Annotated in this window: 11 protein-coding genes; all 11 read right to left on the reverse strand. The window is 67.1% G+C overall.

Annotation, left to right across the window (positions count from 1 at the left end; translation table 11 throughout):
- Nucleotides 1-386 precede the first annotated feature (386 nt).
- The gene (locus FHG71_RS02345; RefSeq protein ID WP_139079977.1) at nt 387-1,454 is read right to left on the reverse strand and encodes a c-type cytochrome; all 1,068 of its coding nucleotides are present in this window, start codon (nt 1,452-1,454) and stop codon (nt 387-389) included.
- Nucleotides 1,451-2,023, reverse strand: a complete 573-nt coding sequence (locus FHG71_RS02350) for a cytochrome c oxidase assembly protein (RefSeq protein WP_139079978.1) — start codon at nt 2,021-2,023, stop codon at nt 1,451-1,453. The genes FHG71_RS02345 and FHG71_RS02350 overlap by 4 nt, the downstream gene beginning before the upstream one ends.
- Nucleotides 2,020-2,436, reverse strand: coding sequence for a hypothetical protein (locus FHG71_RS02355; protein WP_139079979.1), 417 nt, complete (start codon nt 2,434-2,436; stop codon nt 2,020-2,022). Before FHG71_RS02355 ends, FHG71_RS02350 begins: the two co-directional genes overlap by 4 nt.
- Nucleotides 2,433-4,940 (reverse strand): cbb3-type cytochrome c oxidase subunit I, encoded by a 2,508-nt coding sequence (locus tag FHG71_RS02360; RefSeq protein WP_246045314.1) that lies wholly within the window; start codon nt 4,938-4,940, stop codon nt 2,433-2,435. The genes FHG71_RS02355 and FHG71_RS02360 overlap by 4 nt, the downstream gene beginning before the upstream one ends.
- 98 nt (nt 4,941-5,038) lie before the next feature.
- On the reverse strand, nt 5,039-6,049 hold the full coding sequence (locus FHG71_RS02365) for a cytochrome c oxidase subunit II (protein ID WP_139079981.1): 1,011 nt from the start codon (nt 6,047-6,049) through the stop codon (nt 5,039-5,041).
- Nucleotides 6,050-6,817: 768 nt separating this feature from the next.
- Nucleotides 6,818-9,499: a GAF domain-containing hybrid sensor histidine kinase/response regulator gene (locus FHG71_RS02370; protein WP_218014010.1), complete on the reverse strand. Its 2,682-nt coding sequence runs from the start codon at nt 9,497-9,499 to the stop codon at nt 6,818-6,820.
- 87 nt (nt 9,500-9,586) lie between these two features.
- Nucleotides 9,587-12,145 carry a GAF domain-containing protein gene (locus FHG71_RS02375; protein WP_176559245.1) on the reverse strand — a complete coding sequence of 853 codons (2,559 nt, stop codon included), beginning with the start codon at nt 12,143-12,145 and terminating at the stop codon, nt 9,587-9,589.
- Nucleotides 12,135-12,695, reverse strand: a complete 561-nt coding sequence (locus tag FHG71_RS23350; protein ID WP_176559246.1) for a heme oxygenase-like domain-containing protein — start codon at nt 12,693-12,695, stop codon at nt 12,135-12,137. The genes FHG71_RS02375 and FHG71_RS23350 overlap by 11 nt, the downstream gene beginning before the upstream one ends.
- 670 nt (nt 12,696-13,365) lie before the next feature.
- Nucleotides 13,366-13,491, reverse strand: a complete 126-nt coding sequence (locus FHG71_RS24525; RefSeq protein WP_281281934.1) for a hypothetical protein — start codon at nt 13,489-13,491, stop codon at nt 13,366-13,368.
- Nucleotides 13,492-13,917: 426 nt separating this feature from the next.
- Nucleotides 13,918-15,195, reverse strand: coding sequence for a sulfotransferase family protein (locus FHG71_RS02385; protein WP_139079984.1), 1,278 nt, complete (start codon nt 15,193-15,195; stop codon nt 13,918-13,920).
- 169 nt (nt 15,196-15,364) lie between these two features.
- Nucleotides 15,365-18,496 carry a glycosyltransferase gene (locus tag FHG71_RS02390; protein WP_139079985.1) on the reverse strand — a complete coding sequence of 1,044 codons (3,132 nt, stop codon included), beginning with the start codon at nt 18,494-18,496 and terminating at the stop codon, nt 15,365-15,367.
- Nucleotides 18,497-19,205: the final 709 nt, after the last annotated feature.

A 19,205-nucleotide genomic window follows, 5' to 3' on the forward strand; every position in this document is an offset into this window, starting at 1 on the left:
CCGTCCGATCTTTGGTGCCATCCTCAATATGCTCTGCGGCCTTTAGCACCGGTGAGAGTGGTGTTCTCCCTGTATCTCACCTGCTGTTGCCGCAGCGCCCGATGAAGCTCCCACCATCTCGGGCGCAATGCTCGTTTCGCTGATGCCATTGGTCACGCTGGGCGTGCGTCCGAGGCCTCCTGGACGGGTCCGTCGGTCAACTCCGAGGCAGCCAAGATGGACAGCGCGGCGAGCGGCAGGATAAGCGCTTTGAAGCATTATGCGACGGCGGGAGCCAGACGGGCGAGAGGCCGCCCGGAAGGGGGCATTGCCACGGCCAGTCATGCCGCATGGGCAACTTGGCCAAGGATAAGGCCCGGCAACTCCGTAGGCCGGTGGGATGCCGGTCAGCGCCGCTCCGCCTCGGGTTCAAGGCCCGCGTAGTAGGCTGCCAGCGCCGCAATGTCCGTCTCGTCCAGGTGCTGGGCGGCCTTGGCCATCAACTCCGCCGCCGGACCTCCCCCCCGCAGGCCGTCGCGCCAGAGCCGGAGTTGCTCGGCAAGGTAGCTTTCGTGCTGCCCGGCAAGAGCGGGGCCGGGACCACGCCGGACTTCGCTCTCTTCGGGGCCGTGGCATCCGCTGCAGGCCGGGACCTCCGGATCCTGCGTCGCGGCCCAGGCGAGTTCCTCTCCTCGCGCAGCCAAGTCTTCGTCGACCTGCGCCGCCTCCGGCGCGGGCGGGACCGAGGCGAACCAGGCGGCGAGCGCGGGCAGCGACTCGGCTGGTACGGCCGAAGCGGCCTGCGCCATGATTCCGCTTTCGCGCCGCCCTTCGCGGAAGCTTTGCAGCGCCTGAGCGAGGTAGGCTTCGGACTGCAGGTCGAGGCGAGGGATGCGGGCGTTGCCTGATCGTCCGTCGAGACCATGGCAGCCGGCGCAGTAGGCAAGGCCGGTCGGCGCCCCGGGAGGCACCGGCGGATCGGCGGCCCAGTCGGCGTAGGTCTCGGCGTCCATCTCCTGCACTCGGGTCAGGAAAGCCACCACGGCCCAGACGTCGTCCTCGCGTACCGAGGGCCAGTGGGGCATGCCGCTCATCTTCACGCCGTTGTAAATGATCCAGTGAAGCTCTTCGGGGGACCAGTCGCCCACCGCCTCGGCGATAGGCGGCGGCTCGGGTTCCATGGAACGGATGGTCCAAGTCCGCGCCTGGCCCGGGGCCGCGTGGCACATCCGGCAGGCCCCGTCGAAGTGGCGCACGCCGAGCCGGGCCATCTCCTCGGTCAGCGGCGGCGCCGTGCCTGGGGCCGGCGCGCGAAGGTCGACGGCGCGGCGGTAGGTGGTGTGGAGCACCCAGGCGGTAATAGGCCAGTGCCCTGCCCGGGCCGCGATGTTGTAGAGCCCGAAGCTGACCACCGCGCCACCGGCAAGGAGGCCAAGCAGGGCGAGGGTGGCGATGGTCCAGACCACGGTCCTCATGCAGGCTCCTCATTGTCGCCGCGCAGCGCCCGGGCGGTGAGCGCGAGGCCGGCGATCAGGTAGACCGGCGTCCCGATCCCGAGCATCAGGAGTCCTCCGATACCCTGCGCCCAGACGTCCGGCGGCGTCCCGCAGATGGCCGCGTAGAGATCGGAGGGTGCGAGCACGAGGAGCGCACCAAGAAGCGTCATGTGCATGGAGGTCAGGAGCAATGCCCCTGCCCCGGCGAGCGGCTGTGCAGCCCCCAGCGCGCTGATCCAGACCGCGAGGCCACCCAAGAGAAACAGCAATTGTTCGGCTAGAAACCAGCTTCCCGAGAGCCGTGCCGCGCCGTGGAGCGCGGGCAGGTGCCAGCCCCAGACGACGGCGAACTCGATCACGGCGCCTGCAAGCGGGGGAACCTCCAGTCGGGCGAAGGCAGCGGGCCAGGCCAGCACGAGAAGCGGGGCGGCCAGCGCCACAAGCGTCATGTGCCCCAGCATGTGGGACGGGAAGCCATTGCCTCCGAGCGGCGCTGTGATCCCCACCCCAAGCAGGAGGAGCGCGGGAAGGCGCAGCGCCCGACTCATCGGCACGTCGCCGTCAGGAAGGCAGGCAGCGCCGTGTAGATCACGCCCACGGCCGAGATTACCGCGAGCAGCAGCGCCGCGTGGCCTAGGAACTGATGGCGGTCCTCGCTCGATCCGTCGGCGTCCTCTTCGATCAGGGAGTCCTCATTGCCCTTGCGCCACTGGTGAAAGGAGCGCTGGCCCTGCCAAGCGATCCCCGCCAGCGCCACGAGCGTGGCAAGGCCGATTCCCCAGACCAGCAGGTCGAGATGCTCGGAGGCATGGGGGAACTTGGCGCAGAAGACGGCGGCTCCGGCATAGCTCAGCAGGAAGTGCATGGCCCAGATCAGCGGCCCGAAGGTAATCCGGACGAGGCTCGCGCGCTCTTCCGCGAACTCCTGCTCGCCTCCGGCGGAATGGCGGCGCGCGGTCACAGGAGCCTCGGCAGGCCAGCGACGACCGCCACGGTCACGAGCACCGTGAGGGCCAAGAAGTGCCAGAAGAGCGTAATGTTCCAAAGCGGGGCGTCATGTCGGGGCGTGAAGTCTCCGGCCAAAAGTCCCACAAGGCAGAAGAGTTGCATGATGATGCCCCCGCCGACATGGACGAGCGTCCAAATGACGATCGCCCAAAGGATGGCCGGATAGACGTGACTTGTGGGATCGAGGTCGGGCAGCCAGACCGACCCGAGCAGCGCCGCCCCACCGGCCACCGCGAGGAGCGGTGCCACGGCCAGGCAGAGCGTTGCCGTCCACGGGCGCCCGCGGGCGTTGACAACCCGTGCCGTGAGCGTCAGCGCCCAACTCAGGGCCAAGGCCACAAGCGCCGCGACGGCAAGGGTGCCGCTGGCCATGGCGGCGCCTTCGGGCGGGAAGTCGGGCCTTGCCGTCCAGTAGAAGAAGACACCGAAGACGAGGCTCGCGAAGGCCGTGGCGTCGCCCAGCATGGTGATCCACATGGCCCACCAGCCCACGGAGGACGGCCCCGACACATAGAGCGGCAGCCGCAGGCCGAGCCCGGCGTCCTTAGTCTCGGCCTCGGGGTGGCTGCGGGCCGAGAGGTAAAGCCAGACGCAGACGGTCAGGATGGCGAGGGCGCTCGATACCCCGGCGGCCCAGTAGAGGTGGTAGACCGGCAGGATGAAGGCCCCGGCGGTGAAGAGCGCGGCGACATGAGTGATCCAACTTGGCCCGGGCACGCGCAGCACCTGCAAGGGGCGCGCGTCGATGACCGAGGTGACGAGCGTCTCGCGTAGGCCTTCGGGCGCGTCGGGGAGGTAGAAGCGACCCGAGTCCACGCGCTCGACGAAGGCTTCCTGTTCCCAAGCGGGATAGCGGGTATGGACATAAGGGATGGAGCGGGTACCCCAGTTCTCGTCCGGATCAGGCACGAACTCAAGCGTGCCGGCGTTCCACGGGTTGCGCGACGTCCGAGGCCCCACCCAGGCGGCGCGCAGCAGATCCCAGACCAGGACGGCGAAGCCCGCCGCGATGACGAAGGAAGCCAACGTCGAAACCATGTTGAGCCCGCCCCAGCCCATCTCGGCCGGGTAGGTGAAGACCCGCCGCGGCATCCCGATCAGCCCTGTCAGGTGCATGGGCAGGAAAGCGATGTTGAAGCCCGCGAAGATGAGCCAGAAGGCCCAGCGCCCGAGCCGCTCGGACAGCATCCGCCCCGTCACGACGGGGTAGAAGTACACGGCGCCCGCGATCACCGGAAAGACGAAGCCGCCGAAGAGCGTATAGTGGAGATGCGCCACCACGAAGTAGGTGTCGTGCGCCTGCCAGTCGAAGGGCGCGATGGCGACCATCACGCCGGTCAGCCCCCCGGCCGTGAAGATGGCAAGCGCCCCCGCGATCCAGAGCATAGGCAGGCCCATCCGCGCCCGGCCCGCGAGCAGCGTGGCCACGAAGGCGAAGAGCTGGACGCCGGTGGGGATCACCACCGCCTCGGAGGCCGCCGAGAAGAAACCGAGCGACAGCGCCGGGAGCCCCGTCGTGAACATGTGGTGGACCCAGAGCCCGAAGCTCAGGAACCCCGTCCCCACGGCCGACAGCACGATCCAGGAATAACCTACGATTGGCCGGCGCGCGAAGGTCGGCACGATCATCGCCGTGAGCGCGATCGACGGCAGGAAGATGATGTAGACCTCCGGATGCCCGAAGATCCAGAACAGGTGCTGCCACAAAAGCGGGTCGCCCCCGCGCTCGGGGTCAAAGAAGGGCCAGTCGAAGCCGCTCTGCAGTTCGTAGAGGAAGTCCCCGGCGATGAGCGGCGGGAAGGCGAAGAGGATCATGCCGCCCACCACCATCACGTACCAGGCGTAGAGCGGCATGAGGTTCACCCGCATCCCCGGCGGGCGGCATTTGAGCGTGCCCACGATCAGTTCCACGGCGGCGGCTATGGAGGCCACCTCGATGAAGGAAAGGCCGAGCAGCCAGATGTCCGGGCCTACCCCCTCCTGCTGGAGCGAGACGGGCGGGTACATGAACCAGCCGCTGTTGGGGGCAGCGTCGAAGAATACCGAGCCCAGTACGAAGACGCCGCCGATCAGGAAGCACCAGTAGCCGAACGCCGACAGCCGCGGAAAGGGCAGGTCTCGCGCGCCAAGGAGCGCTGGCAGCAGCAGGATCGACACGGCCTCGAACATCGGGACAGCGAAGAGGAACATCATCGCCGAGCCGTGCATCGTGAAGAACTGGTTGTAGCGGTCAGCCGAGAGAAACCCATTTTCGGGCACGGCGAGCTGCACCCGCATCAGGAGCGCAAGGACACCGGCCCCCAGCATGAAGGCCAGGCAGGTGAGCGTATACCAGACGCCGACCTCGGAGTTGTTGACGGCCGACCAATAACGCCAGCCACTCGGCGCCTTCCAAGCCTTCCGAAGGCGGTCCTCCTGCGCAGCCGCCAGATCGGGCGGGACGGGTTCGGCCAGCATCTCGGGCGTGGGCGGGAAAGGGCCCGAGGGGGCCGGCGCGGCGAAGCGGTCCGCAGCGGCAGGGATCGGGCGGCCGAGCCGCTCGGGATCGGCGACGGTCATCTCAGCCCCTCCAGCCAGAGCGCCAGCGTGGCGAGCTCGTCCGGGTCCATGTGGTCATAGCCCGGCATCTCCACCCCCGGCTTGAAGGCGGCGGGATCGCGGATCCAGTCGGTGAGCGCGTCGGCGGTCATGGGCAGGATGCCCGCCGCGAGGGTGGCGCGCCCTCCGACATGGGTGAGGTCCGGTCCGACGGTCCCCCGCGCCTCGGTTCCCCGCAAGGCGTGGCAGCCGCCGCAGCCCTGCGCCGTGAAGATCGCGTAACCCTCGGCTGTTCGTGCTTCCGGCGCCAGCCCTTGCGCCTCTCGCGCCAGCCAGGCGCCGAACTCGGCCTCCTCCAGCGTGATAGCTTGAAACGCCATCAGCGCATGCGACAGGCCACAAAACTCGGCGCATTGTCCGCGCCAGGTGCCTACCTCGGTCGGCTCGAGCGACATGCGATTCACCCGACCGGGGATCAGGTCGGTCTTGCCGCCAAGTGCCGGAAGCCAGAAGGAGTGGATCACATCCGTGGCGGCAAGCTCGATCTCGGTGCGCCGCCCGACGGGCAGGCGAACCTCGTTCGCCGAGACGACCGGCGCTTCTGCCCCCTCGGGCCAGTACTCGACCCGCCACCAGAACTGCTCACCGGTCACGCGCAGGCGCAATCCATCGCCGGGCGCCCGCTGGTCAGGCATGATCGAGAGACCGTAAACGAGGAGCGCCGTGAGGACCACGACCGGCAGGCCCACACCGCCTCCGAGGATCAGGGCCTCGACCCGCGCCCGCGAGACCGGCCGCGCGCTCACGCGCGAAGCGTAGTAGAACAGGCCGTTGATCCCCAGCCAAAGGACGACGGCCCCGGCGAGCATTACGAGGAAGAGGTGCTCGAGTTGCGCTGCGTCGGAGCCGCCCGTGCGAAAGACCGATTGCGGTCCTTCGCAGCCAGACAAGACGAGAAGACCCGCCCAAGCAGGGAGAAGGGGCGCCGCCCGTCGTCCGCGCTGTCGTCGCAAAGATCGCAGCTTCATGCCTTTCAGAGTGGCGCGCCGCTCCGGGAACTAGCCTGTCGAGGCTCATCGAAAAGGTATGAGCCCATGGCGGAGTTTTTTCCTCCGACAGACCAAGGATCGACCTGCGGAATGGACTCTCGCGCCCAATTCCACAGCCCGGACGCTGCAGGCAGGATGGTCGAACTCAGGGGTTCCGATCTGGAACGGCCTGAGCACGGCCACGCTGCTCTCTGCCGGCCTGACCGGCACCTTCGGCACAGGTTGTGCTTGCTCGGCGGAGAATGAAACGATCGCTGGAGGAAGATCGGCCGTGCCCTGCCCCCTGACTGTTCCGCTGGGTGGAGCTGGAATCCTGCCCGGAGGCAGGACGGACCCTGACGCGATCGAGGTTCAGCGACGAGCGGATCATCGGCATCCCGCGCGAGCGGGAGGAAGGCCCCCGTCCGAGGTGGGCCGTCGGCCTGGGATCGGCCCGGCCCGACCGGGCGGCATCGACGGGCCCGCCGTTGGAAAGGGGGCGCCGCCCGGCGCGAGGCAGCAGCGCATCCTGTGCAGGTCTGCGAGACGGGCCCGCGGTAGGCGTGGGAATCTTGAGCTATGCCCGCCGGGCGGGACTCCACTGCGGCGGGCAATGTGAAGCGCGGTGAAGTAGCCTCGGCTTCAGCAAGGTGCTCCAGGCACATAGGATGAAGCCCGGCCTGCACGCCGGCGTCATGCCAACCACCGATCCGGCGCCCGCAGGTCAGACGGAGTTCAACTCCTGCGGCCGAGCCGGGCCCTCTCCTTTCAATCCTTATCGGACACAGAGGCTTGCTCAGGTCTTTCATCGCCCGCCTCATGGCCATGTTGCCGAGGCGAGCCCGGTCCCGAGTCGAGGAGATTGCAGACACGGGTCGCCAGATCATCAAGGTTGAACGGCTTGGTCATGACCTGCATTCCCGGCTCGAGCTGGTCGCCCCTTATAACCGCCGCCTCCGCGTAGCCGGTGATGAAGAGCACCAGGAGGTGGGGACGGCGGGCCCGGGCCGCGTCGGCCATCTGCCGCCCGTTCATGCCACCGGGCAGGCCCACGTCGGTCACGACCAGGTCGACCTGCGCGTCGGAGCGGAGGACGGCCAAGCCCGATGCACCGTCGGCCGCCTCGATGATGCCATAGCCGAGCTCGTCCAGAACATCCGCGATCAGCATGCGCACGGTGGGCTCGTCATCCACGACGAGCACGGTCTGCCCCTTCCGGGCCCGAGGCGGTCGAGAAGCGAGGGACGAATGGTCGGCTTCGTCCGCCTGACCCTCATGTCGTGGCAGGTAAAGGTCCACTGTTGTGCCCTGGCCCAGCCGGGACGCGATCCGGACCTGCCCTCCTGATTGTCGCACAAAGCCGTAGACCATCGACAGTCCGAGGCCGGTGCCGTGACCCAGTGGTTTGGTGGTGAAGAACGGATCGAAGGCATTGGCAATCACCTCGGCCGGCATTCCAGTGCCGGTATCGGTCACCCTCAGGCCGACATAAGGACCGCAGACGAGATCATATTCACTGGCCTCCCTTTCGCCGAACAGGTGGTTGGCCGTCTCGATGGTCAGGCGCCCCCCATCCGGCATCGCGTCGCGGGCGTTGATGCAAAGGTTGAGGAGCGCGTTCTCGAGTTGAGGAGGGTCTACCAGCGTGAGCCACAGGTCCGTGGCGCCCGCCACGTCCACGGCAATCGCAGGCCCGACGGTGCGCCGCACGAGGTTCTCGACGCCGCCGACCAGCCGATTGATGTTCGTGGGCTTGGGATCGAGCGTTTGGCGGCGAGAGAAGGCAAGCAGTCGGTGGGTCAGGGCCGCCGCCCTCTGCGCGGCGTCTTGCGCGGCGGAGACATACCGCTTGGCATCCCCAAGGCGGCCTTGGGCCAGGCGCTGGCCCAGCAGGTCGAGGCTTCCGATGACTCCCGTCAGGAGGTTGTTAAAGTCATGCGCCAAACCGCCCGTGAGCTGCCCTACCGCCTCCATTTTCTGGGCTTGGCGGAGTTGCCCCTGGGCGGCCTCCAGATCGGCTGCGCGACGTTTCTCCTCGGTGACGTCGCGGGCCACGCAGTAAAGCATGCCATCGGCGGGCACGGCTGTCCACGAAAGGTCATGGTAGCGGCCGTCCCGGTCCTGAAAGCGGTTCTCGAACGCCAGCGTGGTGCGGCCCTGGGCGAGTTGCGCGATCTCAGCCCGCGTTCTCGCGCGGTCGTCCGGATGTTCCAGCCATTCGGAGGTGCGGCCCAGGATCTGGTTGGCCTCCCAGCCAAGCGTGTGGCTCCAGGCCGGGTTGATGCTGCTCCAGACACCGTTCTCGTCCGCGACGCCGAGCATGTCCCGGCTGACTTGCCAGATGCGGTCCCGTTCCTCCGTGCGGGCGGCGACCTGCGCCTCCAGTGTCTCGTTGAGTTCGCGCAGCCGCTCCTCGCTGGCTCGGGTCTCGGCCTCGGCCTTGACGCGCTCCACTGCCGACCAGGTGCGCTCGGCCACTTCGGTGACGAGTTCGGCGTCGCGCTGGGTCCAAGAACGCGGCTCGCGCGCATGGACGTAAAGGGCGGCCTTCATCCGCCCCTCCTTGACCAGTGACGCCGTGATGACAGCCCGCGTGTCGATCGCATCGAAGGCGGCCAGGCTTTCGGGGGAACTGGTTCGAGGATCCGAGGCGGCATCCTGGATGAGGAGCGGGACTCCGGCGCGGAGCGCCGCCAGGACCTCGGGTCCGAAGCCTTCAAGATCGTGGATGCCGACCCGGCTCGGGACCGTGCCATCGGTCCAGTTGCTGCCGGTGGTGAAATAGCGTGCCGTTTCCTCCACGTCGCCATAGCCCACGCGGTTGGCACGGAGATGCCGCCCCAAGGCGTCCTGCGCCGTGTCGATAATGGAGCCCGCATCCGAGAGGGCGCGCAGACGGTCGCTGAGGTTCAGCAGGAACCGGTTGCGGCGCTCCCCTAGAACGCGGTCCGTCACCTCGTGACCCTGATTGAACACACCCATGATGCGGCCATCCTCGCCCCGGATCGGGGTGAAGCTGTAATTCCAATAGGTCTCGCTGACTTGGCCGTTGCGCTCCAGCGGCAGGAGTTGGTCGAAGGTGGAGAACCCTTCGCCGGTGCGAAGAACCTTGGCGAACTGCGGGCCGACGACATTCCAGATATCTTCCCAGACCTCGGCCGCAGGCCGACCCAGTGCGCCCGGGTGGCGCTCGGCCGGGATGGGCGCCCAGGCGTCATTGTAGAGAAGGCGAAGATCCGGTCCCCAGTAGATGGCCGTCGGGAACGACGAGTGCAGGCAAATGGACAGTGCGGCCCTCAAAGAGACAGGCCAGTCCCTGGGAGCGCCCAAGGGCGTGGCCGCCCAATCGAAGGCCTGGATGCGCGAGCCCATGTCGCCACCGGTCAGGAAGGCTCGCTCGCCCATCGCGACCGAGGCAAGAGACACGTCTGCGCCGTTCGGAAGTGTCACGTCCGTGCCGTCCTCATCTGGACGAGATCCTTCACGAGCCACATGGCCTTGAGCCATGGCCGAAGATGACCGCCGGGGCAGTTCCACCTACACATCCGGCCCCTGCCCTCCTCTGCTGCCGACGCGACCGAGGATCTCGGCTATGCCTTCGTTGCTATAGGGCTTGCCCAAGACATGGGCCACCGGGACGTCACCTTCCTTGGCCGCCAGGTCGGCATCATAACCCGTGGCCAGCAGATAGGGCACCCCGAGTTCCTTCAGCCGCTCCGCCACCGGGGCGGAGGTCAATCCGCCCAGATCGACATCCAGGATGGCCAGGTTGACAGGGTGCTCGTCGAGGAGCCGAAGGGCTTCGGACGGAGTGCCTGCCGTCAACACATGGTCGGCGCCAAGCCCGCGCAGGGCATCGGCCGCGTTCATGGCGATGATCAGGTTGTCCTCCACCACCAGGGCCGTGCCCGACAGGCGGATGCTGTCGCGGGCCGCTTCCGGCTCGCCGGCCGAGGCTGGAGGTGCCACCGAAGGGCCCGTCATGAGTTCGGCGTGCCTTGGAGGCAGGTAGAAGCGGGCGCGCAAGCCATCCGCGCAGTAGTCGATCTCCGCTTCTCCGCCGAGTTCGTGAGGAATGGAACGGGCAATCAGGGTGCTGCCGAAGCCCACCCGATCGGGCGGTGTCACAGGCGGTCCGCCAGCTTCGTGCCAACGCCACTCCACGCCACCCTGGGCCGTGCGCGTGAAGGCGATGCGGACCTCGCCCGTCGGAACTCCCAGAGCTCCGTGCTTGACCGAATTGGTCACCAGCTCATGGACCACCAGCGACAATGTATCCCCCGTCGCGGCGGGCAGGAGGACATCGCCCCCCTCGACCAGGACGCGCGTCGGGTCGGGCGCGAAGGCGACGGCCTCGTCCCGGATCAGCTTCATGAGAGAGTAGCGGCCCCGCCGTGCCTGGGTCAGCTGATCGTTGGCGCGGGCCAGCGCGCGGATGCGCCCGCTGGCCTGCCCCTCCGGGTCCGCTTGGGCCACGATGCCGCTGACCAGGCCGAAGACATTGCGGAGGCGATGGTTGAGCTCGGAGATCAGCACCTCCTGCTTGCGGCTGCGCTTCTGGCCTGCAGCATTCTGATCCGAGGTCAGCTTCAGCACCAGTTCGAGAAGCGTGACGCGCAGCAAGTCGGCTGCGCGCAGCTCGGCTGGCGACCAGGGAGCGCTGCGGCCTCGCACCGTTTCGGCCCAAGCGGCGAAGCTCTTGCGAGGATGTATGCGGCCACCCTCCTCGGAGATCTTCGTCGGAGAGCCGGCCCAGACCACGTCGCGCGCCACCTCGCGGCGGAACAGCATGAGGAACCGGCGTGGATGCTGCTTGAGGGGAAGAGCCAGAAGCCCTCCGATCTGCCGCTCCGGCGCGACCGCCTCCGGGCAGGCCTGATCCAAGAAGTCCGTGACGAAGATCCGCCCGGCCGGCGCGCGCGCCAGATGACGCTCGATGCGGCCGAACTCCGCCTCGGTGGGCGCGAGGCCCTGGGTGCAGTAGGATCCGTTGGCGCACAGGGCCAGTCCGTCGAACCCCACCACACCTCCGATCGCCTCGGCGATCTGCTCGAGTCCGGTGCCAAAGTCGACGCCCGCCTCGAAAAGCATGACAAGGCGTTCATGAAGGTCATGGGCGCGCTCGACCTGCGCTCGCTCGGCCCACTCCTCGCAGAGGTTCAGCTCGTAGGAGAAGAGCTGAGTGAACAGCTCGACGGCCGATCGCGTTTCGTAGTCGATATGGTGGGGCTCGGGATGATGACAGGCGATGAGGCCCCAGAGTTGGCCGTCACGCAGGATGGAGACCGACATGCTGGCCTGAACCTGCATGTTCCGCAGGTATTCGAGATGGATGGGCGACACGGCCCGCGTCACGGCAAGCGAGAGATCGACCACGCGTCCTTCCGGATCGCGGTCAGGCAGGATGGGCGAAACCGGCGCATCGACGTCGGCGATGATCCGCAGGAGGCTCTTGGTGTAGAGTGCCCGCGCCTGGGGCGGGATGTCGCCCGAAGGGAAGTGCAGGCCCAAGTAGCTTTCCATGCCTTCCGAGAGGCATTCGGCGATGACCACGCCGTGCTGGTCGGGCTCGAAGCGGTAGACCATCAGCCGAGCGAACCCTGTGAGCGCCGCGAGCCCCCGGACCGCGGACTGGCACATCTCGACAGGCGTGCGGCCCTTGCGGACCCGCGCCAGAAGCGGCTGCACCAGCGCCATGTCATCGCGCCGGCGGTCGCCGGCCTTGCGCTCGAACTCGATGGCATAGCTGCGACCCGTTCGGTGCAGGGCCACGTCGAAGCACCGCCCGTTCCCCATCAGGTCGACGCCGAACACCCGACCGCTCTCATCTTCGCCGCTGAGGGTCTGGAACTTGCCCCTGAGGTCGTGCATCGCTCCGGGGGACAGGTGGTCGAGCAGGCGCGTCCCGATCAGGTCGCCTGCGGTGAGGCCCAGGATCTCCGTCGAGTTAGCCGAAGCGTTCTGGATCACCCAGTCGTTGGAGATGATCAGCAGGCAGCCGAACGCCTGCACGTGCCCCAGGAACTGGATGGGCTCGCGAGCGCACTCCGACAGGTCGGGCAAGCGGTCGCTTCGCGCGGTGTGGTCATGCGGCATCGGACTCTCCCTGACGAAGAGGAGCGAGGGCAGGCAGGACGTCGAGGTGAAGATCGAAGAGGATGCAGGCGTCATGCGTGATCCGGTCGGCTTCAGTCCCTTGATCCGGCATTTGCAGCAGTTCGGCGCAGAACTTGCGCCAAGCCGCCGTGGGTGGCGTCGTTCCCAGATAGCGTCCGGCACCCGCGACCGCGGCATCCGTGGCCCCCAGCCAGCGCCTGTGCAGGACCCGCGTTCCCAGGCGTGAGCCCAGAAGAATGTAGTGGACGGCCGTTGCATCGAGCCGTCGTTCTGTGGCGGGCCGGACGGCCTTCAGGTCCAGATGGCGCAGGTCCGCCTGGAGCGCTCCTATCATGGATCTCCGGAGACGCTCGGCATCCTCGGCGTGCCGCCCTGGCCCACATCGGACAGCAAGCAGAACCGACAGCTGCGACCTGAGAAAACGGCCAAGGTCGACGGTCTGTCTCAGGTCCAGTACCGAATAGGCGTCATCGACGCGCTCGTGCCAAGGCGCGGTGTCAGCGCGCAGACGATCCCGTAAGGTGGTCATCAAGGGGCTCGGTGAGGTCGGCCAGGGTCAAAAGGGTTTCGTTATGCAACCCGGTATGGTCCAACACGCCCCACAGGAATGCCTGAGAGGGGCCGATAGTTCCCGAACGACAGAGCAAAAGTTTACAGATCCTGCGTTGGTCGGGCGCCCATCGGGCGCAGACTCCCGGCCGGGCAGGTCCTCGGCTTCCGCAAGGCACCAGCTTAGCCTTGCCGAGGGGCAATCCAATTTATGACCATCAAAGAGGTAGAAATCACTGCTATAGCGAGGGCGGCCATAATCATGCGATATTGACGGAGATGAGGGTTAAGACTCGGTGAGCGGGGTATCGAGCTCGGCCATCGCTTCGACCTGAATAGGGCAGTGCTGGAGCTGTCACTCGTCGGCAAACCCAAGCAGAACCGCGCAGATGAGTCGGAGGATGTTGTCCTCGGTGGGGAGTCTCGATGACATCGCCCCCCGTCTCATCTCCTTGAGGCTCTCGAGTGGTGTAGGACTGCACGATTCAGCGAGACACCTTCGATGATCTCCGGCGAGGAGAAGGAGAGTGTCGTCGATGATTAACGATCAGCGGGAGATCCGCTGCAAGCTGCGGATCCTGGAGCACGCCCAGATCAGCGGGGCCGTCAGCCGAACGTGCCGCTCCTTCGGAGTGGGCCGGGCCAGCCTCTCACGGTGGCAGCAGGCCGCAATCGCGGACGCCGTCCTCTTCCAGCATGTCGATGTTTTGCAGGATCGACGGCAGTCTCTGGGCCGTCCAGTGCCAGTAGTTGTTGGTCGAGGCGTGGCCGCCCACGATCCAGACCCGGTCGTTGGGGAGCGTCTCTCGCCGGTTGGCCCGAGCAGGACCGTTCGGCCCGCTTATGCACGTTCCCGGTCAGGTGGCGCGATTGCCGGATGAACCGGTTTCCGGCGCAGAGGACCATGCCCAAGCCGAACATCGTGACGCCCTGCGCCACGAAGGACCAAGGCCGCGGCTGGTCCCAGAAGACGAAGCGCCCGAAGTCGCAGAAGGATGCATTGTTGGCGTCGCTGACGGACGTCCCCCGGACTATGTGGAACGCCAGGTTGGCCTCGTTCCCGGACTGGTAGCGATGCGTGCGGATCTCGCTGCACCCCTGCCAAGGCTAGTCGACGGCGACATAAAGCTCTTTGTTCATGACGGCTTTCGGGGTTCAGGTGAAGCGTGGCTCGGCGGCCGGAGCCGGCCCTTGGGCCCGGGTCAGGTCCGGCGCAGCAGGAGATTGGTTCTGCGCAGGGGCGCCGTGATCCGCCACGAGGTGCTCGACCGCAGCGCCGACACCTGAGCCTCGGCCTTCTTCCGGCGCGAGCTCTCGTCCGCAAGATGCTTCTGGGTCTTGACCAGTTGCCTCGTCAGGATCGCGACCTCGTCGCTGGATCGCGCGGCCTGGATGCGCAGCCCTTTGGCCTCGGCCTCCAAGTGCCGCAGGCGATCGGCCTGCTCCTCGACGGCGGCCTCGGCGTCCGCCCGCGATCGGTCGAGGTCGCGGATGCGGTCCTGGGCCTCGGCCAACGTGCGGCTGACCTTGTCCCGCTCGGGCTCGAGGGCACCGAGCTTGGTTCGCAACTCGGCGACCTGCTGCTCCAGCGCGGCCTTATCCTTGGATGCGCCATCGAGGTCGGCCCGCAGCCGCCCGCCTTCCCGCTCGAACTCTCCCGCACAGGCCACAAGACGCAGCGCCAGGTCCACGATCGGCCCGAGGACGGGGGTCGCCGCCTCGAGTTGCGCGGCGACGGCGTCCAGCCGGGCATGGTCGACCTCGACTTCGCCCGACTCGGCCCAGGTATCGAGGATCGCACGGACCTCCTCGAGCCAGGGATCGAGGGCACCGGCCGGCGCCGCAGAGTCGCGCTCCCTGCGGTGATGGCGCAGGTCGGGGCTTAGGAACCTCGACACCTCGGCCTGGGCTCGGTCCGGGGACTTGGGCCAGCGGATGCCCAGCCCTTCGGTGATCCGGCCGACCGTCTGCCTCCAGTCGCGCAGAAGCCCCTCGTAGCTGACGAAGACTCGGGACAGGCCGCGGGTGGCGCGTTCGGCGTCCAAGACGTGCCGCAGCCATAGGAGACGGCCGATCTCGGGCGGGAGTCCGTCGCGCCGCTGCAGCGACTGCGACACCTCGGCCGGGTCGCGATGCGTGTGGACCACCACGGGCGCGTAGCCTACCCCCGCGAGCGCCGACCGCCAGAAGGGGAAGAGACGGCAGATGCGGGGATCCTTGAGGAGCGCCAGGCGGCTCTGGCCCCACTCGCCGGACAGGACCTCGTGCGCCCGGTCCAGCATTGTTTCGGCGGCAAAGGAGTCGAGCCAGCCCCGGTCAAAGGGGCACCAGTCGCTCCAAGAGGAGCTCGCCGAGCGCAGGATCGCGTCGTTCAGCCGGCAGACCTCGACCGACTCGAAATGGCCAACCGGGTTGTTGCGAGTGGCCGGCATGAGATTCTGGGGCAGCTCCGCGCCCATAATGTGGAGCACCCCTGCCAAGGCGGACGTCCCGGACCGGTGCATGCCGAGAACGACAAGCGCCCGGCGCTCCCGCTGTTGGTTCGTTGATGTCACAGCAAGCTTCTCCTCGTCTTGCATCGCACGGGGCCGGCCCCGGACCGTAGACCCGCCGGGGACGCGTCCCGGGTGGATGTCATCCTGGCGGCGCTCAGAACACGTCCCACGGGGCGGACCGGTAGCCCAGCCGCGCCGCCGTCTCCACATCCCACTGGTTGCGGCGGAACATCATCTCGAAGCTGTTGTCCCCCTGCCCGGTCTCACGCAGTTGCTCGGTCGCCTGCTGCAGTTTGTGGATGAAATGCGAGTCCGGCACGTAGAACATCCGATAGTTCGTCAGGTTGAGCATCATGTCGGAATAGACGCGGTCGGACCGGTAGTGGCGGCCGTACTCGGCGTCGAGCGGGCCGATGGCGTCGATGACCTCGCGGCGGATGTAGACGGCGAAGAACGGGGCATAGACCAGCTCCAGCCCGCGCCCATCATGGAAGACGGGGATGTCGGCGACGTTCTGGTGGATGGCCGAGACGTTCACGTCACAGGGGTAGTTCGCCGAGACGTAGGGGACATGGCTCCGGAGCGTCCGGGTGCCCGCAGGAAGGATCTGGCGCGGGACGGTCATGCCGGCGTCGGACCGTGCGAGGCAGGCCCGCTGGAGGGACTGCACTGCGCCCGGCTGCGCGATGGCATCGTTGTTGAGCAGGAGAATGTCGGCATCCGCGCGCGACCGGGCGATCCCGACGTTCACGGCGTAGGTGAAGCCGTAGTTGAAGTCTAGCGGGACGAAGACGATACGGCCGGCCCCGTGCTCGGCCGCCAGGAACTCGCGCACGGGCTCGGAGGACAGGTTGTCCACGACCACCACATCGAGCTTGCCGCCCCAGTCGCGCGCTTGGAGCGCCGTGAGGCACTCACGCAGTTCGTCGAGCGACTCCCAGTTGGGGATGACGACGCTTACGGGGCGGTCGAGCTCGGCCCGGTCCAACTCGGCCAGGCGCTTCGCCTTGCGCTCTGCTAGGCGGCTCCGGAGCCGGTCCCGATTGACCTCCATGTCGGTGCCACCGGTGATAGTGTTCTCGATGCGGTTGTAGTAATAATGGCAGAGGAGCATCGGGATCGAGTAGACTCGGCCCAGTTCTGCCGCCCGCAGCATTAGGTCGTGATCGACCAAACGGCGCAAGCTCTCGTCGAACCCGCCCAGCAGGCCAAGGAAGGACCGCCGGTGCGAGATGACGTTGTTGTCGATGTAGTTCCGGTTCTCGAGAAGGGCTGGATGGAAGTGCCCGTAGCGGATCGCCATCGGCTCCGTGTGGTAGCCTTCATAGAGCAGGACCCCCGAGTAGATGAGATCGGCTTGCGGCAGTTCGTCGAAGGCGCCGGCTTGGGCGGCGAGGTAGCGTTCATCCCAGGCGTTGTCGCTGTCGAGGTAGCAGATGATCTCGCCCCGCGCCGCCCGGAGCGCGGCGTTGCGGGCCGCCGCGACGCCTCGGTTCTGGCCGAGCTCCAGGAGCCGGATGCGGGGGTCCCCGATGGCGCGCACGACCGCCACGCTGTCGTCGCGGCTGCCGTCGTCCACGACGAGAAGCTCGAAGGCGTCGTAACTCTGCCGCAGCACCGATTCGATGGCCTTGGCCACGACGCCCGCGCGGTCGAACATCGGCATGACGACCGAGATCAGGGGCTTCGGCTCCAGCGCCAGCCCTCGCTGCGTGAGGCGGTTAGCGATGCCCTCCATAACGGCGAAGGCGCGCTTGTCGGCCTCGACGAAGGGAAGATCGATCTGGGGCCGGGTCATCGATGACTTGAGGAAGCCCTGAAAGTCCTTGTAGCTCCGCGTGGGCTTGTCCCAGGTTCCGGTCGCGCGGTGGAGCTCCCTGCCCGTGGCCCGGTCGATTAGCACCATCTCGTGCGGCTGGCCGTTCGCCAGCGCGTCTGGCGCGGATACCACAAAGCCGTGCCGGCCCTGGTTGATCCCGTTGCTGCGCAGGTCGGCCTGGAACTGGTCGGCCGTCACGTGGATCTCGTGGGCACCGATGCGGATCAGGCCCTCGCGCGGCGTGTCGTCCCCCTGCACGGCAATCCATCCGCTAACCCGGCCCGTCGAGGGATTGGCCCGGACCCGTCCGCGCGGCGGGGGCGGCGTGGTGACGTAGTCAGGAAAGGCGATCCGCCCAAGCAGGTCGGCCATCATGATGCGGCTGCGCCCGCCATCCGCGGGGAAGCCCGGCCCTTCGGTCACGGACCCAGCGGACTGCTCGACGTCGTGGAGCAGGACCCGTCCGCCCTTCAGCGTCGCGATCATGCCGAAGACGTGCTCAGCGCAATGGGCGATGGTGGCGTCGTCCCGATAGGCCGCGGACGTGAATTTCATGCCGTCGAGGGCCCGGACAATCTCCTGCAGCGCCGATCCCCGGATCCAGAAGCAGGTGCCGCCGATGAATCCCCAGTCGGAGGCCCGGAAATCGAAGCCACCGATCAGGGGGCCGAAGACCCGCTCCAGCGTCTCGGCGTTGCTCCAAAGGTAGGAGGGCCCGTGCAGGTAGAGCTGCCGCGACCCCGCCAGCACGAGGCGCGGGTCCTCCGCGAACGCCTTGATCGTCCGGCGCACCTGCCCCTTGCTGGCCAGCACCCCGCGCAGGAGCGCGTGCCGCCAGCGCAGCGGCTCATTCGCATCCTTCTTGGTATGGACCTTGCAGATCGCCTCGTAGCGTCCCAGGTCCACCAGCCGGGCGAGCACGACCAGCGCGCCCACGTCTTGGCCGGCATTGGGAACCGCGACCAAGCGGGCCTCGGGAAAGGACCGGCGCAGGAACTCGACCGCCTTCGCGTCGAGGCCCTCGGGATGGGTGACGAACTGGTCGGCCCCGGCCGGGAAGTTGGCGGCATAGCGCACGAGGTCGCCCACGACGTCGAGGTGGAAGGCATGGACGACCAGCGCGACCCGGCCTTGGTTCGCGCGGGCGAGATGGCCCTGGGCGCATCCGGTCTGGAGGTAATGGACGAGGGGATTGACCCCCGACGCCGCGACGTCTGGGTGGGAGTCGAGGTAGAAGGCGGTCTCGAAATGCGGGGACGGATCGCGCCGCAGGAGCGCGCCGAAGCGCAGGAAATGCTTCAGGGGGTCGAGCCCGACACTGGTCACGTCCGGGTACTGCGCGCAGTACCAGTCGGCGTCGAAGAGTCCGCTGGATCGGATGCGGGCCCTGATGTCTGGCTTGCCGTTCGGCAGAGCGGAGGAGCTTGCGCCCTGCTTGCCCTGCCCGCGCACGTCCGAATTTTTCATTTATGTCGCCGCTTCGCCCTATTGATCGCAGCGGGATCGTGGTGCCCGCAAGGGCTTCCCGTACATAGCTTTCGATTCCCGCGCAATCGGATCCGGAGAGCATTTATCTCCTTAGGGTAGCATAGCGATCAGGGCGGAACAGCCGTTCGATCGCTCGCTAAGGCAGCGCCGCCTCGATGTTGCCGCCGGCGACGGTCATGGCGTTGCCAGTGGTTCTCTCGGCGAGGGCCAGCATCACCGCGTCCGTGTCACCGCCCTGAACGGCTCCAGCTCTCGGCACACCTGTCGCAGAAGCCGTGGCAGAGGCCCGTCCAGAACAAGGACACGTCCAAGCCTCAATTGCCTCATGCAACAGAGCACTCCATTTCTTCAAGATTGTGACTATCACCATGACGAACCGAATGGCGTCTATCGCTACAGTTGGCGGTCGCCACCATCGCGGTCTTGCTTCCAATAGGAATGAAAGGCATTTCCCGCTCCGCAGGCACGACGCGTGCACGAGATGAAAGCGTGCCTGATATGACCATCTCGGACGTCCGCAGATCGGAGACTTGCCAGCATGGCAGGAGACGATTGGGCCTTCCCCAGGGATCGGCTCAGGGGTCAATTCTATTATCGGAAGTCCCGGCTTCTGGAGATTAGGTTCAGGACCCATTGATCTGCTCGCTCCCGCTGTGACGGTGTGATTCAAGCTCCCGGTCTGAGGGGG

The organism is Rubellimicrobium roseum, from assembly GCF_006152145.1.
Taxonomy (GTDB): Bacteria; Pseudomonadota; Alphaproteobacteria; order Rhodobacterales; family Rhodobacteraceae; genus Rubellimicrobium; species Rubellimicrobium roseum.

Coding starts and splice junctions, on each gene's coding strand:
- FHG71_RS02345 (WP_139079977.1), bottom strand. CDS start 1,454: ATGAGGACCGTGGTCTGGACCATCGCCACCCTCGCCCTGCTTGGCCTC.
- FHG71_RS02350 (WP_139079978.1), bottom strand. CDS start 2,023: ATGAGTCGGGCGCTGCGCCTTCCCGCGCTCCTCCTGCTTGGGGTGGGG.
- FHG71_RS02360 (WP_246045314.1), bottom strand. CDS start 4,940: ATGCTGGCCGAACCCGTCCCGCCCGATCTGGCGGCTGCGCAGGAGGAC.
- FHG71_RS02365 (WP_139079981.1), bottom strand. CDS start 6,049: ATGAAGCTGCGATCTTTGCGACGACAGCGCGGACGACGGGCGGCGCCC.
- FHG71_RS02375 (WP_176559245.1), bottom strand. CDS start 12,145: ATGCCGCATGACCACACCGCGCGAAGCGACCGCTTGCCCGACCTGTCG.
- FHG71_RS23350 (WP_176559246.1), bottom strand. CDS start 12,695: ATGACCACCTTACGGGATCGTCTGCGCGCTGACACCGCGCCTTGGCAC.
- FHG71_RS02390 (WP_139079985.1), bottom strand. CDS start 18,496: ATGAAAAATTCGGACGTGCGCGGGCAGGGCAAGCAGGGCGCAAGCTCC.